The organism is Variovorax sp. dw_954 (genome assembly GCF_018449755.1).
Taxonomy (GTDB): Bacteria; Pseudomonadota; Gammaproteobacteria; order Burkholderiales; family Burkholderiaceae_C; genus Variovorax.
Genome location: NZ_JAAVVD010000019.1, coordinates 43,871 through 59,008 on the forward strand (window position 1 = coordinate 43,871; position 15,138 = coordinate 59,008).

11 protein-coding genes and 1 tRNA gene are annotated in these 15,138 nt (G+C 67.4%); 7 read left to right on the plus strand and 5 right to left on the minus strand.

Going from position 1 to position 15,138, the window contains the following annotated elements; all coding sequences use genetic code 11:
• The first annotated feature begins 15 nt into the window (after positions 1 to 15).
• The 6 genes from pheT (at position 16) to HB681_RS25665 (ending at position 5,620) form a co-directional block, all read left to right on the plus strand.
• The gene (gene pheT, locus HB681_RS25640; protein WP_213957693.1) at positions 16 to 2,457 is read left to right on the plus strand and encodes a phenylalanine--tRNA ligase subunit beta; all 2,442 of its coding nucleotides are present in this window, start codon (positions 16 to 18) and stop codon (positions 2,455 to 2,457) included.
• On the plus strand, positions 2,454 to 2,825 hold the full coding sequence (locus HB681_RS25645; protein WP_213957694.1) for an integration host factor subunit alpha: 372 nt from the start codon (positions 2,454 to 2,456) through the stop codon (positions 2,823 to 2,825). The genes pheT and HB681_RS25645 overlap by 4 nt, the downstream gene beginning before the upstream one ends.
• Before the next feature lie 64 nt (positions 2,826 to 2,889).
• On the plus strand, positions 2,890 to 3,351 hold the full coding sequence (locus HB681_RS25650) for a MerR family transcriptional regulator (protein WP_213957695.1): 462 nt from the start codon (positions 2,890 to 2,892) through the stop codon (positions 3,349 to 3,351).
• A 26-nt stretch (positions 3,352 to 3,377) separates the two neighbouring features.
• Positions 3,378 to 3,454: transfer RNA gene (locus tag HB681_RS25655), tRNA-Pro, on the plus strand.
• A 145-nt stretch (positions 3,455 to 3,599) separates the two neighbouring features.
• Entirely contained in the window at positions 3,600 to 4,916 is a 1,317-nt protein-coding gene (locus HB681_RS25660; protein ID WP_213957696.1) for a flavin-dependent oxidoreductase, read from the plus strand.
• 125 nt (positions 4,917 to 5,041) lie between these two features.
• A complete protein-coding gene (locus tag HB681_RS25665; protein ID WP_213957697.1) occupies positions 5,042 to 5,620 on the plus strand; it encodes an HD domain-containing protein in 579 nt (192 codons plus the stop codon).
• A gap of 75 nt (positions 5,621 to 5,695) precedes the next feature.
• On the opposite strand, the gene HB681_RS25670 is transcribed toward HB681_RS25665, so the two are convergent.
• Positions 5,696 to 7,255: an arylsulfatase gene (locus tag HB681_RS25670; protein WP_213957698.1), complete on the minus strand. Its 1,560-nt coding sequence runs from the start codon at positions 7,253 to 7,255 to the stop codon at positions 5,696 to 5,698.
• A 142-nt stretch (positions 7,256 to 7,397) separates the two neighbouring features.
• Positions 7,398 to 8,165, minus strand: coding sequence for an SDR family oxidoreductase (locus tag HB681_RS25675; protein WP_213957699.1), 768 nt, complete (start codon positions 8,163 to 8,165; stop codon positions 7,398 to 7,400).
• Positions 8,166 to 8,377: 212 nt separating this feature from the next.
• Here HB681_RS25675 and HB681_RS25680 point away from each other — a divergent pair, with 212 nt between their 5' ends.
• On the plus strand, positions 8,378 to 11,764 hold the full coding sequence (locus HB681_RS25680) for an AAA family ATPase (protein ID WP_213957700.1): 3,387 nt from the start codon (positions 8,378 to 8,380) through the stop codon (positions 11,762 to 11,764).
• Between the two features lie 89 nt (positions 11,765 to 11,853).
• On the opposite strand, the gene HB681_RS25685 is transcribed toward HB681_RS25680, so the two are convergent.
• Genes HB681_RS25685 through HB681_RS25695 form a run of 3 tightly spaced genes read right to left on the minus strand, consistent with a single transcriptional unit; the run spans position 11,854 to position 15,043 of the window.
• Complete coding sequence (locus HB681_RS25685) at positions 11,854 to 13,329, minus strand: hypothetical protein (protein ID WP_213957701.1); 1,476 nt, start codon at positions 13,327 to 13,329, stop codon at positions 11,854 to 11,856.
• On the minus strand, positions 13,326 to 13,964 hold the full coding sequence (locus HB681_RS25690; protein WP_213957702.1) for a hypothetical protein: 639 nt from the start codon (positions 13,962 to 13,964) through the stop codon (positions 13,326 to 13,328). Before HB681_RS25690 ends, HB681_RS25685 begins: the two co-directional genes overlap by 4 nt.
• On the minus strand, positions 13,961 to 15,043 hold the full coding sequence (locus HB681_RS25695; protein ID WP_213957703.1) for a catalase: 1,083 nt from the start codon (positions 15,041 to 15,043) through the stop codon (positions 13,961 to 13,963). Before HB681_RS25695 ends, HB681_RS25690 begins: the two co-directional genes overlap by 4 nt.
• Positions 15,044 to 15,138 lie beyond the last annotated feature (95 nt).

Sequence of the window (15,138 nt, forward strand, 5' to 3'; positions counted from 1 at the left end):
AAAGATCGAGACGACATGCAATTCCCCGAGTCCTGGTTGCGCGAGTTCTGCAACCCGCCGCTCACGAGTGAACAACTGGCCGAGACGCTCACGATGGGCGGCTTCGAGGTCGAAGAACGCAAGCCCGCCGCGCCGCCTTTCACGAAGATCGTGGTCGGTGAAATCAAGGAAGCCGTCCAGCATCCGAACGCCGACAAGCTCCGCGTGTGCCAAGTCGATGTGGGGCAGGGCAGCCTGCTCAACATCGTGTGCGGTGCGCCCAATGCACGCGTCGGCATCAAGGTGCCGTGTGCGTTGGTCGGCGCCGAACTGCCGCCCGGCGAGGACGGCGAGCCCTTCCTGATCAAGGTCGGCAAGCTGCGCGGTGTCGAGAGCTTCGGCATGCTGTGCTCGGCGCGCGAACTGCAACTCAGCGAGGACCATGGAGGACTGCTGGAGCTTGCGGCCGATTCGCCCGTTGGCGGCGACATCCGCGAGGTGCTGAACCTCGACGACGCGCTGCTCACGCTCAAGCTCACGCCGAACCTCGCGCACGGCCTCAGCGTGTATGGCGTGGCGCGCGAACTGGCGGCGTTGACGGGCGCACCCTTGCAGACGCCCGCCGTGTCGCAGGTCGCGACTGCCTTTACCGATGTGCTGCCGGTCAAGGTTGAAGCGCCCGAACTCTGTGGCCGCTTCTCGGGTCGCATCGTGCGCGGCGTCAATACCAAGGCCGCGACGCCGGCCTGGATGGTCGAGCGCCTGGCGCGATGTGGCCAGCGCAGCGTGACCGCGCTGGTCGACATCTCGAACTACGTCATGTTCGAACTGGGCCAGCCCTCGCACATCTTCGACCTCGACAAGATCCACGGCGGCCTCACGGTGCGCTGGGGCAAGGCGGGCGAACAGCTCAAGCTGCTCAACGGCAACACGATCACCGTCGACGAGAAAGTCGGCGTGATCGCGGACGAGCGCGAGGTCGAATCGCTGGCCGGCATCATGGGCGGCGACGCTACCTCGGTGACGGACGACACGCAAAATATCTATGTCGAGGCCGCGTTCTGGTGGCCTGAAGCCATTCAGGGCCGATCGCGCCGCTTCAACTTCAACACCGATGCAGGCCACCGCTTCGAACGCGGCGTGGACCCCAGCCGCACGGTGCAAGTGATCGAGCGCATCACGCAACTGATCATCGACATCTGCGGCGGCCAGGCCGGCGCGATCGACGATCAGACCCTGCGCCTGCCGGAAGCCAGGCCCGTGACCTTGCGCGTTGCGCGCGCGGCGCGCGTGATCGGCATGCCGCTGTCGCAAGCCGATTGCGTCGCGGCGCTGAAGCGCCTCGGCCTGCCGATGGAAGAGGGTGAAGGCACGATCCGCGTGACCCCGCCGCCGCATCGTTTCGACCTCTTGATCGAGGAAGACCTGATCGAGGAAGTTGCGCGCCTCGTCGGCTACAACAACCTGCCGACCACACCGCCGCTCGCGCCGATCACCGCGCGCGTGCGCCCCGAGGTGCAACGCGGTCGCTTCGACGTGCGCCGCCGCGTCGCAGCGCTGGGCTACCAGGAAACGATCAACTTCAGCTTCGTCGAGGCGCACTGGGAGCAGGACCTGGCCGGCAACGCGAACCCGATCAAGCTGCTGAACCCGATTGCCAGCCAGATGAGCGTGATGCGCTCCTCGCTGCTGGGCTCGCTGCTGCAGGTGCTCAAGTTCAACATCGACCGCAAGGCGCCACGCGTGCGCGTGTTCGAACTGGGTCGCGTGTTCAGGCGCGACGACAGCGTCGCCACGACCGACAGCACCGTCAAGGGCATCCACCAGCCGATGCGGGTGGCCGGCCTGGCCTGGGGCGATGCGGAAGGCTCGCGCTGGCAAGGCAAGGCCCAGGGCGCCGACTTCTTCGACATCAAGGGGGATGTCGAGGCGCTGCTCGCGCCGCTGCTGCCGACCTTCGAGCCGACCGAGCATCCCGCGCTGCATCCGGGCCGCGCAGCGCGCGTGCGCGTCGACGGTTGCGACATCGGCGTGGTGGGGGAGTTGCACCCGCGCTGGCGCCAGAAGTGGGAGTTGCCGCAGGCGCCCATGCTGTTCGAGCTGGATCTCGATGCGGTGACTGCGCGACCGTTGCCCGTTGCGCAGCCGGTGCCGCGGCACCAGGCCGTTGAGCGCGATATCGCGGTGGTGGTGGCGGAAGCCGTCACGCACGATGCGCTGATGCAGGCCATCGCATCCGCGTCTGGCGACGAGGGTCTTCTGCAGGGCGCCAATCTGTTCGACATCTACAGGCCACAGGTCGCGCGCGACGGCGCCGCGCCTGCTGCGGGCGGCCTGGCGCAAGGCGAGAAGAGCATGGCCGTGCGCCTGAGCTTCCAGAGCGATGCGGGCACGTTGACCGACGAGCAGATCGAACCGGCGGTTCGCGCCATCATCGATCAACTCGGCGCCAGGCTGGGCGCACGCCTGCGAGGATGATGGACATGGAATTCACGCTCGAGGCCCTCGAAACACCCGCGCTCACCAAGGCGCAGCTGGCCGACCTGCTGTTCGAACAGATTGGCCTGAACAAGCGCGAGTCGAAGGACATGGTCGAGGCTTTCTTCAGCCTGATCGCCGCGAGCCTGATCGAGGGGACCGATGTGAAGATCTCGGGCTTCGGCAACTTCCAGATCCGCACCAAGGCGCCGCGCCCGGGGCGCAATCCGCGCACCGGCGAAGCGATTCCGATTGGCGCGCGCCGCGTTGCCACGTTCCATGCGAGCGCCAAGCTCAAGGAACAGATTCACGGAAATATCACGGAAGAAGGCCCCCAGGAGGTCGAGTGGAGCGTCGGGACCGAATAGTTCTTGGCGCTGTTGAGGCCGGTGGAGTAATCTCTCAGGTTTCGCGCGCACGGCATTGATTTCAATGGAGAAAACCCTCCCCCCGATTCCCGTCAAACGCTACTTCACGATCGGTGAAGTGGGTGAGCTTTGCGGCGTCAAGCCGCATGTGCTGCGCTACTGGGAACAGGAATTCACCCAACTGCGCCCGATGAAGCGGCGCGGCAACCGCCGCTATTACCAGCACCACGAGGTGCTGATGATCCGCCGCATCCGCGACCTGCTGTATGACCAAGGCTTCACCATTAGCGGTGCGCGCAACAAGCTGCAGGAACTGGTGCAACACGAGCGTGACCGGCGCAGGTTGGGCGAGACGCCGCTCGCGGGCGTTGAAGCCATCGAGATTGATCGCGAAGAGTTCGACGCCGCCTTGCAAGACGAGCAGCAAGACGCCGCTGCATCCTCGCAACAGCCCGGGCAGACGCTGATCAACCAGCTTCGCCGCGAACTCTTCGAAATCCGCGAGCTTCTGGGTGCGGTTCACTGAAATCCGCAGGTTATAATTGAGGGCTTCGGTGTGTGGCGCAGCCTGGTAGCGCACTTGCATGGGGTGCAAGGGGTCGAAGGTTCGAATCCTTTCACACCGACCATATGAACGTCCAAGGGCGTCCGGTTTCATCCACCGGACGCCCTTTTTCGTTGGGTGGCATTTGTAGGTGGGCCCGCCGACGGCCAAGGCTGGATCGGGGTAAGCCGGGGCGCGAACCGTGCTGCGCGTCCCCGACAATCCGCGCCATGCCTGAATCATCCAATTCCCGCCCCGTCCTGATCGCAGGCGGTGGCATCGGGGGCATCGCCCTCGCGCTCACCCTTCATCAGATCGGCGTGCCGTGTGTCGTGCTCGAGGCCGTCGCCGCGCTGCAGCCGCTCGGCGTCGGCATCAACCTGCAACCCAATGCCGTGCGCGAGCTGTACGACCTCGGCATCGAGGACACGCTGCTCGACACGATCGGCATCCAGGCGCGCGAATGGGCGCTCGTCGGGCGCAATGGCAACGATGTCTACGCGGAGCCGCGCGGCCTGCGCGCGGGCTACCGCTGGCCCCAGTACTCCGTGCATCGTGGGCAGTTGCAGATGCTGCTGTACAAGGTGGCGCTCGAGCGGCTGGGCCCCGACGCGATACGGCTTGGCCACCGCGTCACCGGTTACCGCAACCATGCCGACGGCGTGACCGCCCTGGTCGAGACACGCGACGGGCAGAGCCTGGAGGTGGAGGGCCGGTTGCTCATTGCCGCGGATGGCCTGCACTCCGCGGTGCGTGCGCAGATGCATCCGGCGCAGCCGCCGATCCAGTGGGGCGGCGCCATCATGTGGCGCGGCACCGCGCCGGGTGTGCCGATCCGCACCGGCGCGTCCTTCGTGGGCGTCGGTTCGCTCAAGCACCGCGTGGTGCTCTATCCGATCTCGCCGCCCGATCCGGTCACCGGGCTCGCCACCATCAACTGGATCGCCGAGATCACCGTCGACAACGCCGGTGGCTGGACGCAGGGCGACTGGAACCGCCGCGCCGCGCTCGAGGACTTCATCCACCACTTCGATGGCTGGAACTACGGCTGGCTCGACGTGCCCGCGATGCTGCGCGGCGCCAATGAGTTCTTCGAGTACCCGATGATCGACCGGGACCCGGTGCCGACCTGGGTCGACGGCCGGGTGGCGCTGCTCGGCGACGCGGCGCACGTGATGTATCCGGTGGGTTCCAACGGTGCGAGCCAGGCCATCGTCGATGCGCGCGTGCTGGGCGCGGCGATGATCGACAAGGGAGTGACTCCCGCGGCATTGCAGGCCTACGACGACAAGCTGTGTGCAGACATCTCCGCGCTGGTGCTGCGCAATCGGGGCGCCGGGCCGTTCGGCATCCTCGGCCTGGTCGACGAACGCTGCGGTGGCGTGTTCGACAACATCGACGACGTGATTCCGGCCGCCGAGCGGGAGGCATTCATGTCGCGCTACAAGGCCGCGGCGGGCTTTGCGATCGATGCGCTCAACAGTGCGCCGCCGACGATCGCACCCGGCGCCCGGGCCACTGGCTCGGTGCCGCAGGCATCTGCGTGACCGTCTCGCGGAAGGGGACCTTTTAAGATCGTGGTGCGCGCTGCCCCAGCGGCCGCCGCCAGCAAGGCAGCGGCCTTTCGAGCCGGCGCAGCCGCCAGCAATAAACCAAGCCGGAGACCTCACGCATGAACAACCGCGCCACATTCACCCGCATGGAAGACAGTACCGCTGCCGAATGGCAGGTCATCGGCGGCGACTTCGTCCAGTTCACCAAGACGCTGCCTGATCGCGTGATCACCCATCTGCGCCTGCTGGAGAACGACTACGGCGGCTTCCCGGTCGATCGCTACACGCACTGCCTGCAAACGGCCACCCTGGCCGCACGCGACGGACGCGACGAGGAGTACGTGGTGTGCGCCCTGCTGCACGACATCGGTGACACGCTCGGCACCTTCAACCACCCGGACATCGCCGCAGCCATCCTGAAGCCCTTCGTCTCGGAAGAGAACCTCTGGATGGTGCAGAACCACGCCATCTTCCAGGGCTACAACTTCTTCCACCACCTCGGGATGGACCGCAACATGCGTGAGCGGTTCAAGGACAACCCGCACTACACGCGCACCGCGGAGTTCGTCGATCTCTACGACAACCCCGCGTTCGACACCAACGCGAAGTTCATGCCATTGCAGGAATTCGAGCCGATGCTGCGCCGCGTGATGGCGCGACCGCGCCAGTCGCTCTACCTGGCCGCGCTCCAGAAGTAAGGGCCCGCCGCAGCGCGGGCAGGGCGCGGGCACCGGTGTTGCAGTGCCACCATACGCCCGCGCGCGGCCGGCCGATCAGCCTCCGCCGGACGCCTCCTTCATCTTCTCGATCGCGTCGCCGATCGTGAAGGTGTTGGGCTTCTGGATCGGCGGGAAGTCCTTGAAGGTCGCAGCAAACTGGTCGGCGATGCCCCAGGCGCCGTACAGGATGTACGCGTGGTACAGGAACCATTCGTAGTACGAGTTCGAGGTGGAGTCCGCGCGTTCGAACGGGTCGGTTCGCAGGTTGAAGAGCTTGGGCAGGCGCAGCGTGACGAAGGGTTCGGCCCAGATGCCCATGGTGCCGCGCAGCCGCTGCTCCATGAAGACCACTTTCCAGTTGTCGTAGCGCACGCCGAGGATGTCGCCGTCGTCGCTGATGTAGACGAAGAGCTTGCGCGGGCTTTCCTTTTCCTCGCCGGTGATGTGCTTCAGCAGGCTGAAGCCGTCGATGTGGTTCTTGTAGGTTCGGCCGATCGCCTCCACGCCCTTCTTGCACTTCTCGACGATGTCGGGCTCGCCCGCCATTTCCAGGAAGGTCGGCAGCCAGTCGTGGTGCTGCACGATGCCGTTCGAGACGGTGCCGGCCGGGACCTTGCCGGGCCAGCGCACCACCATCGGGATGCGGAATGCGCCTTCCCAGTTGGTGTTCTTCTCGCTGCGGAACGGGGTCATCGCGCCGTCGGGCCAGCTGTTCATGTGCGGGCCGTTGTCGGTCGAGTACATGACGAAGGTGTCTTCGCTGATGCCCAGTTCGTCGAGATAGTCGAGCAGTTCGCCGACGTTCTTGTCGTGGTCGATCATCGTGTCGTGGTAGGGCGACTGCCAGCGCCCGGCCTGGCCGATGCTCTCGGGCTTGGTGTGGGTGAACATGTGCATGTGGGTGAAGTTGACCCACACGAAGAATGGCTTGCCGGCATCGTTCTGCTTGCCGATGAACTTCTTGGCTTCCGCCGCGAAATCGTCGTCGCAGGTCTCCATGCGCTTCACGGTCAGCGGGCCGGTGTCCTCGATCTTCTGCTTGCCGACGCGGCCCCAGCGCGGCTCCTCGGTGGCATCGTCCACGTCGGTGGCATAGGAATGGATCACGCCGCGCGGGCCGTTGTTCTTCCGGAAGTTGGGGAAGTCCTTTTCCGGGTAGTAGTCCGGCATCTCCGGCTCTTCCTCTGCATTCAGGTGGTAGAGGTTGCCGTAGAACTCGTCGAAGCCGTGGTTGGTGGGCAGGTGCTCGTTGCGGTCGCCGAGGTGGTTCTTGCCGAACTGGCCGGTGGCGTAGCCCTGGTTCTTCAGCAGCGCCGCGATGGTGACGATCCTGGTGTTCATGCCGACCGGCGCGGCTGGCACGCCGACCTTCGACAGGCCGGTGCGCAGCACGCTCTGGCCGGTGATGAACGAGGAGCGCCCGGCCGTGCACGACTGCTCGCCGTAGGAATCGGTGAACTTCATGCCTTCCCTGGCCAGGCGATCGATGTTGGGCGTCTGGTAGCCCATCAGGCCGTGGGTGTAGCAGCTGAGGTTGGCGATGCCGATGTCGTCGCCCCAGATCACGAGGATGTTGGGTTGCTTCGATTTGGCCGCACTTTTTGCCTTTGCCATGCGTTCTCCTTTCGGGTAGGGATGAAGCGCTCGCCGCCGCATGAGCCTGCAGGCGCCAGGTCGGACATCATCCGACAGGGCCGGCGGCGCAGGCAATGTGCGTGCGGGCAATAGCCAATGCCCTTTGGTGCGAGGCCGGAAGTCAGATGGCGGTGAAGCCGCCGTCCACCGCTTGCGCTGTTCCGGTCACGAAGGACGCGGCGTCGGAGCACAGCCACAGCACCGCCGCGGCGACTTCCTCCGGTTCGCCGATGCGCCCGATCGGGTGCATGGCTGCGATGCGCGCCGGCAAGTCCGGATCCAGGTCGGCCCACCGTGCGGCCATCGGGGTGCGGATCACCCCCGGGCACACGGCGTTGATGCGGATGTTCTGCCTGGCGAATTCGGCCGCCGTGGACCGGGTGAGCCCCACCACCGCATGCTTGGAAGCGGCATAGGTGGCCAGCCGCGGCGCGCCCTTCAGGCCGGCGACCGAGGCGGTGTTGACGATGGCGCCGCCGCCCTGCGCCTCCATCTGCCTGAGCTCATGCTTGAGGCAAAGCCAGACGCCCTTGACGTTGACGCCCATGATGCGGTCGAACACCGCTTCGTCGCATTCCGTGATGCGCGAGGTTTCGATCTCGATGCCGGCATTGTTGAAGGCGCAGTCGAGCCGTCCGTAGGCCGCCACCGTGGCCGCGACCATCGCCGCCACCTCGGCTTCACGGCTGACGTCGACCTGCAGGAACATCGCCTCGCCGCCCTCGGCGCGCGCCAGCGATGCCGTCTCCTCGCTCGCGGCAGCGCCGATGTCGGTCAGCATGAGACGCGCGCCCGCCCTGGCGAAGGCCAGTGCGGTGGCGCGGCCGATGCCGCCGCCCGCGCCGGTGATGAGAACGGCCTTGCCGCGGAAGTCATGGGTTGTTGTCATGGTTGTTCGCGCCCATCGGATTGTTCGGCGCATTGTGGGCCCATCGGGCGCGGTTCCTGCGTGGCTTTGCCGGGCGGTTGCGGCCGGGGCTGGCAGGGGTTTTCACTTGGGGACGGCGGGCGTTCGCGTTGTTCGCCGGATGAGGCACCGCTTACACTTTGTCCACATTCGATCGACCTTTCGGCCGATCTTCACCGCAGCGCAAACTCTCCATGAGCAACGTCCGGGATTGGCTCGACAAGCATCGGCTGGCATCCATCGCCGAGACACTGGAACGCGAGCAGATCGACTGGGATGCGTTGCTGGTGCTTTCAGCGGCGGACCTGAAGGACCTGGGCCTGCCGATCGGACTGCGCGCCAAGCTGGCCGCGGCCCTGCGCACGATCCGGAGCGACGCGTCCGCCTCCGAGGCGCTGGCGGACGCGCCGCCCGAAGCCGCCGACGAAGGCGCGGCCGACGAGGGCGAGCGGCGCCAGTTGACCGCCATGTTCTGCGACATGGTCGGCTTCACCGAACTCGCCGGCCGGGTCGACCCGGAGGTGCTGCGGCGCATCGTCCACGCCTACGAGGAAGCCTGCGCGGTGTGCATCGCCCGCTACGAGGGGTACGTGTTCCAGTTGTTGGGCGATGGCATCCTGGCCTTCTTCGGGTATCCGCTGGCGCATGAGGGCGAGGCGGAACGCGCCATCCATGCCGGGCTGGAGATCATCGAGACGCTGTCGCGGCTGGAGATCCCCGACGCCGGGCGGCTTGCGGTTCGCATCGGCATCGCGACCGGTGTGGTCGTGGTGTCCGAGGCGGGGAAGAGTGCGGTCGGCGAGGCGGTGAACCTGGCGGCACGGCTGCAGGCTGCGGCCCAGCCCGGCAGCATCCTGGTGAGCCAGCGGGTGCACCGCCTGGCCGGGGGCGTGTTCGCCTACGAGGACCTGGGCGAGCGTGCGATGAAGGGTATTGCCCAGCCGGTCCGGGTCTACGGCGTGGTTGGCGTGAACGAAGCGGCAAGCCGTTTTCAGGCCGCCACCCAGGAGAGCGGGCTGACGCCGCTGATCGGCCGGGAGCAGGAGATCGGATTGCTGCTGGAGCGCTGGGCGCTCGCGCGAGCGGGGCAGGGCCAGGTGGTGGTGCTGTCGGGCGAACCGGGCATCGGCAAGAGCCGCATCCTGGACACCTTCCGGGCGCGGGCCGAAAGCGAGGGTGCCAAGGCGCTGCAGTTCCAGTGCTCGCCCTACTACGTCAACAGCGCCTTCTGGCCCAGCACCCACAACTTCGAGCGCGGGCTGAAGTTCGCGCGCAACGAGTCGCCCGCGTCCAGGCTCGACAAGCTGGAGGGCCTGGTCGTCGGCGCCTATGGGCGGCCGCTGGCCGACGTCGGCTTCATCGCCTCGATGATGTCGATCCCCTGCGACGACCGCTACGGGCCCCGCCCCATGACCTCCCAGAAGCGCAAGCAGGAGACGCTGCGCACGCTGGTGGACCTGACCGAGGCGGCGGCGCGCAAGCATCCGAGCGTGTTGCTGTTCGAGGACGTGCACTGGGCCGACCCGACCTCGCTGGAGGTGGTCGACCTGCTGATCGCCCGCCTGCCATCGATCCCCTTGCTGGTCGTGCTGACCCATCGCCCCGAGTTCAAGTCGCGCTGGCCGGAGCAGGCCCACGTGCAGGCGCTGAACCTGTCCCGCCTCACGCAGGCGCAAGGCGCGGCGATGGTGTCCGGGCTGGCGGGCGGCAAGGCGCTGCCGCCGCGGTTGCTGGAGCAGATCCTGGCCAGGACCGACGGCGTGCCGCTGTTCGTGGAGGAACTGACCAAGGCCGTCCTTGAATCCGGCGAACTGACGGAGGAGGCGGATCACTACGAGTACCGGGGCGCCGGCAACGGCATGGCCATCCCGGCCACGCTGCGGGATTCGCTGATGGCGCGGCTGGACCGCTTCAATCCGGTGAAGGTCATCGCGCAGATCGGCGCGGCCATCGGGCGCGTGTTCAGCTACGAGCTGATCGCGGCGGTGGCGCCGATGAACCGGGAGCAACTCGACGCGTCGCTCGCGCGGCTGACCGAGTCGGGCCTGGCCTGGTGCCAGGGTGCGCCGCCGGATGCGACTTACACCTTCAAGCATGCGCTGGTCCAGGACGTGGCCTACGACTCGCTGCTCAAGAGCCGCAGGCAGGAGCTGCACGCCAGCATTGCCCGCGCGATCCAGGAGCGCTTTGCCAACAGCAAGGTCACCGAGCCCGAAGTGCTGGCCCATCACCTCACCGCCGCAGGCCTGGCCACGGCCGCGATTCCGCTCTGGCAGAGCGCGGGCGAGCTGGCGCTGAAGCGGATGGCGCTGATCGAGGCCATCTCGCATCTCAACCAGGGCCTGAAGCTGGTGTCCATGCTGCCGGGCTCGGTGGAGAACGTTCGGTGCGAACTCTCGCTGCGGCGCGCCCTTGGCGTTTCCTGGATGGCCGCCAAGGGCTGGGCCGCGCCCGAGGCCCGGGACAGCCTCCTGCCGGCGCTGAAGTTGGTGGACTCCGCCGCATCCGGGCGGGATGTGCTGGCGGTGTATTGGGGCTTGTTCGCGAACACGCTGAGCCAGGGGCGCGTCGCGGAATCCGTGGATTGGGCCGAGCAGCTTCTTGCCATGGGTCGCGAGACGGGCGACAGCGACATGCTGATCACGGCGCACCTGATGATGAGCGTGTCGACCTTCTGGCTCGGCGAACTGCTGACGAGCCGCGCGCACATCGAGGAACTGACGCGGATCTACGACCCGGTCAGGCACCGCCACATCGCCAACGAGATCAACCACGATCCGCTGACCGGCGCCGGCGTCTACCGGGCGCAGGTGAGCTGGATGCTGGGCTACCCGGACCGCGCCGTCGAGGAGTGCGATGCGAAGGATGCGCACGCACGCACGCGCGGCCATGTCTTCGACCGCGGCTTCGCCTTGTCTGCCGGCGCGGACGTGTTCGAGTACCGGGGCGAGCCCGAGGCGCAGCAGGCCCGCATCGAGGAGTCCGAACGCCTGGGACGGGAGAACAGCCTCACGGTGCTCTGGCAGTTGATGGCGCCGCTGCGGCGCGGCGCCTCGCTGGTTCGTGCGGGGAAGGCGGCCGAGGGCGTGCGCCTGTTGCAGGCCGGGCTGGCCATGCGCGAAGCCGGCGGCGGCTACGGTGGCAGCAACCCGTACCTCAAGTCGCTGCTGGCCGAAGGCATGGCGATGGAGGGCGATGTCACCGGGGCGTTGCGCATCGTCGAGAGCCAGATCGAGCAGGTCGAGCGGGCCGGTTGGGGCGAGCGCTGCCACTATGCCGAGATTCGCCGCCTGGAGGGGTGGCTGCACGAGCAGCGCGGCGACACGGAAGCCGCCGAGGCGAGCTATCGCCTGTCGCTGGACTGGGCCCGGACCCAGCAGGCGCGGTCATGGGAACTGCGCACCGCGACCAGCCTGGCAGAGATGCTGCACAAGCAGGGCCGGACCAGCGAGGCGCGGGAGCTGCTGGCGCCGGTCTACCAATGGTTCACTGAGGGCTTTGGCACGCGCGACCTCGTGCATGCGCGCGAGGTGCTGAAGGCGCTCGGCATCGACGCCAAAGAAGGCGTGAAGATTTCGTAGCGAGGGCGCCGAGTTCGGGTTGAGGAGCGAACTGCACTCCCGTGCAGTGAGCACCGCAGGCCCGAGATCGGTGGCCGCAGTAGAAAGATTCATACCTTCTGCGAGCCGATCCACCGAAGGGCACTGATGCTGGGCAGGAAGGTGTAGGCGCCGCCGCGCGTGCGCACCAGGCGCGGCACGCCGCGCAGACGGATCGTGCCCTTGGCCGTCGGCACGTCGAACCAGCCTGCATCCCCTTCGTTGGCGCCCAGCATCGGATCGTTGGAGCCGGTGATGCGGGGGTCTTGCAGCCCGAGGTTGATCCAGTCGTACTGGATGGCCTCGAACTGTGCGGACAGGTCGGCGCAGATGAAGCTGCCAAGCAGGCCGCGCTCGACGCCGTCGTTGGCATCGGGATTCGCGGGGTCGTAGGGCGGGCCGTAGGGGATGCCGCGACGTATCAGGCGACGCGTGTGGTTGGCCACGCGCTGCACGATCCGGGCGTTGCGCGGATTGACCCGGCGGGTGTGCGAGCCGATCGGGCACTTCAGGCCGGCGGCGTCGTCGATGTAGTCGTAGTCGGTGTCGGAAACCCGCTGGTCCGGGGAGGGGGTGCGCGGCGACAGCGCCAGCGGTGTGCCGTTGCGCCAGCGGCCCAGCATCTTGGCGGCGACCACCTCGCGCATGGCCGCCAGCCGCGCGGACGGGGAGCCGTCGCCGTCGTACCCGGGCGGCAGCAGCTCGCCGGCCAGCGGACTGTCCAGCAACTGCGCGGCCGCGTCGTCGAGGTACTTCTCGAAGGCGGCCACGTCCTGCTCCAGCACGCGGAAGGCGTTGAAGGCGCCGTTGCGGCCCAGTACGGGCGGATCGGGCAAGGTCCAGGTCAGTTGCTCGAGCGCGGTGGGGTAGCCCAGCAGCACGGTGCCGAGCGGCGCAGTGGGCTGGGCGTCGTACTTGCCGGGCGGGCTGATGTTGGCGAAGCGCGGCTGCGAGATGTTGTCGCGGTAGCCGAAGTGCACCTCGTCGCCGTTGAAGAAGGCGCCATCGTTGCGGCCGCAGACCTTGAAGGCGCGGCCTGCAAGGCCGGCCACCAGGGACTTCTCGAAGTCGTCGAGCAGCGCGGCCGTGTCGGCATGCAGGCTCACGATGAAGTGAACCGCGTCGGCAGACTGGAACCACGGTTGCCAGCAGGCCGGGGCGGAGTTGTCCCAGTCGCCGACCTTGGTGGCGCGCGCGGCCATGCCTTCGCGGTAGGCCTCGGGGAAGGTCGACGTCGTGGCATCGGGCAGGCCCAATGCCTGCAAGCCGGTGAAGGTGATGCCGAGGTTGAAGCACACGTCCGGCGGCTGCTTGCCCCAGTGCGCGGCGTCGGTGATCTCGGGCGCGAGCGCGCGGTCCGGCCCGACGATGGCGGCGATCCAGGCGCGGGCCTCGCGCGCGTCGATGACTTGTGCCGTCAGGTGCCGCACCCGCTTCTTGCGGTAGCCGCGCAGGATGTTGCCCTGAACGTCGGACAGGTCGACGCCGGGGTCGCGTGCCTCGCCCGCATCGCGGGTTGGGGCGTTGCTCGCCAGCACCGCGCTCACCAGCCCACTCCCAGCTTCTGCCGCACCTGCGCGACCGAATAGCCCGGGTAGGCGCGGTAGCTGCCGAGTTGCACGTTGGGGTTCTTGTCGAGCTGCAGCACGAGGTAGCGCGACAGGTCCTGCAGGTTGTCGAGCTTGGGAGCGACGACTTCGACGAGGCGCCCCGGATCGTCGGGCAACTGGAAGGCGTCGCGCTCGTGCACCCATTGGATGAAGGCATCGACGTGCTGCCAGCAGGGCAGCGGCGGCGGGTCCTCGATCAGCGAGACGACCCCGTCGAAGGCATTGCCCAGCGTCATGATGAAGTCCCGGATGTAGGCATGGAAGTCGCCGTCGTAGAAGGAGAACATGAGCAGGTTGTTGTCGACGATGGAGAAGCGCGCCATGTGCACGGTGCCCACGTTGTCCAGGCCGCTGTAGATCTCGTCGAGGCAGGAGCCCACCACCATGGCGGCCTGCGCGCGGCCGATGGCGGTCTTGTTCTTGAGCGGCATCACGAGGTTCATGGTGCGCATCACGTTGTCGGTCGCCTGCCGGCTGTCGCGCGGGCCGCCGGGCGCGACGGCGGTGGGCTGCAGCCAGGACCAGATGCGGATGAGGATGCGTTCGAGCAGTTGCTTGAAGAAGTCGATCATTCTGAAACCTCCGCGCTGGGCGTGACGGCGGCGCGAACGGCGCTCAGGGCACGGGCCGCATGCAAGGGGCAGCCGATGCCGCCGCGCTCCTTGCAGCCGAGCTGGTAGATCTCGCCGCGGGCATGCAGGATCGGGTCGTCCGAGGCTTCGATGCCGGGCGGCAGGCGCATGGGATTGAAGCTGAGGCGGTCCACGTCCACGCCACGGTCCTGCGCGAATTGCTCGATGAACAGCGTGCCCATGCTGACGGTCTGGCGCGTGACCGGCCATGTCATGGAGGGGTCGTCCAGGGCATCACCCGGGTCGCCGATCGCCATCTTGAGCGTGAAGCGGGCGGGGGCCTTCGCGAGCCGCGCGCGCATCTCGGGGGTCAGGAAGTCGGTGGCCTTGCTCGCCTGCTGATCGGCCGGGACCGGGAAGACACCGTCGATCGGCTGCCATGAAAAGCGCACCGGTCGCCGCACGCCGTCGGGGCCGACGGCCATGAAGGTGTGGACCGCGTGGTAGGCCGTGCGGGCCCAACTCACCGGCACCTGCAGCAGGCCGCCCTCGATGGTGAAGGCGCGGGCGAAGTCGTGCGAGCCGGCGTACTGCGCCAGGCCCGGACCGCCGCTAATCGTGACGCCGGGCGGCATCGGCGGCAAGGGATTGCGCAGCATCAGCGGGTCCAGGATGGTCCGGCGGAACCACGATTCCTCCTGCACCGGCTTGGGCACGAAGGCCTTGGAGACGCCGAGGAATTCCTCCCGCGTGCGGGCGCCGAACACGTTCATCGTCATCGACAGCAGGTCGTGGTCGATGCTGTCGCTGACATGGAACTTGACCGCGAGGCCGCGCGTGTCGGGCCGCTCGTCGTGGCGCTCGGGGTCGGAGGAGCCGTTGGAAAAGCGGGCGGTGACCGGAACGGACTGGCCCTGGAAGTGCCCGGCGCTGCAGAAGTCCCGGGCGACCTCGGAGGCCACGAAGTGCCCCATGACGCCCAGGCCATGGGTGTGCGCCCAACGGGTGTCCGGGAGATGCCCGGGTGCGTCCTCCTTGAACGCGTCCAACATTTGCGCCGCCGTGATGTCCTGCTGCATGCGTAGCCCTCCGGAGAGAGCCGCAGGCTATCAGGAATGGCTAACTTTTGGTTGCAGTCTTCTTCGGACGGTTCACAACTGTGGCGGCGCTCGGC

Bases quoted from the DNA above. Each gene is read 5' to 3' on its own strand.
- HB681_RS25690 (WP_213957702.1), bottom strand. From the start codon at position 13,964: ATGATCGACTTCTTCAAGCAACTGCTCGAACGCATCCTCATCCGCATC.
- HB681_RS25680 (WP_213957700.1), top strand. From the start codon at position 8,378: ATGAGCAACGTCCGGGATTGGCTCGACAAGCATCGGCTGGCATCCATC.
- pheT (WP_213957693.1), top strand. From the start codon at position 16: ATGCAATTCCCCGAGTCCTGGTTGCGCGAGTTCTGCAACCCGCCGCTC.
- HB681_RS25665 (WP_213957697.1), top strand. From the start codon at position 5,042: ATGAACAACCGCGCCACATTCACCCGCATGGAAGACAGTACCGCTGCC.
- HB681_RS25645 (WP_213957694.1), top strand. From the start codon at position 2,454: ATGATGGACATGGAATTCACGCTCGAGGCCCTCGAAACACCCGCGCTC.
- HB681_RS25695 (WP_213957703.1), bottom strand. From the start codon at position 15,043: ATGCAGCAGGACATCACGGCGGCGCAAATGTTGGACGCGTTCAAGGAG.
- HB681_RS25675 (WP_213957699.1), bottom strand. From the start codon at position 8,165: ATGACAACAACCCATGACTTCCGCGGCAAGGCCGTTCTCATCACCGGC.
- HB681_RS25650 (WP_213957695.1), top strand. From the start codon at position 2,890: ATGGAGAAAACCCTCCCCCCGATTCCCGTCAAACGCTACTTCACGATC.
- HB681_RS25660 (WP_213957696.1), top strand. From the start codon at position 3,600: ATGCCTGAATCATCCAATTCCCGCCCCGTCCTGATCGCAGGCGGTGGC.
- HB681_RS25670 (WP_213957698.1), bottom strand. From the start codon at position 7,255: ATGGCAAAGGCAAAAAGTGCGGCCAAATCGAAGCAACCCAACATCCTC.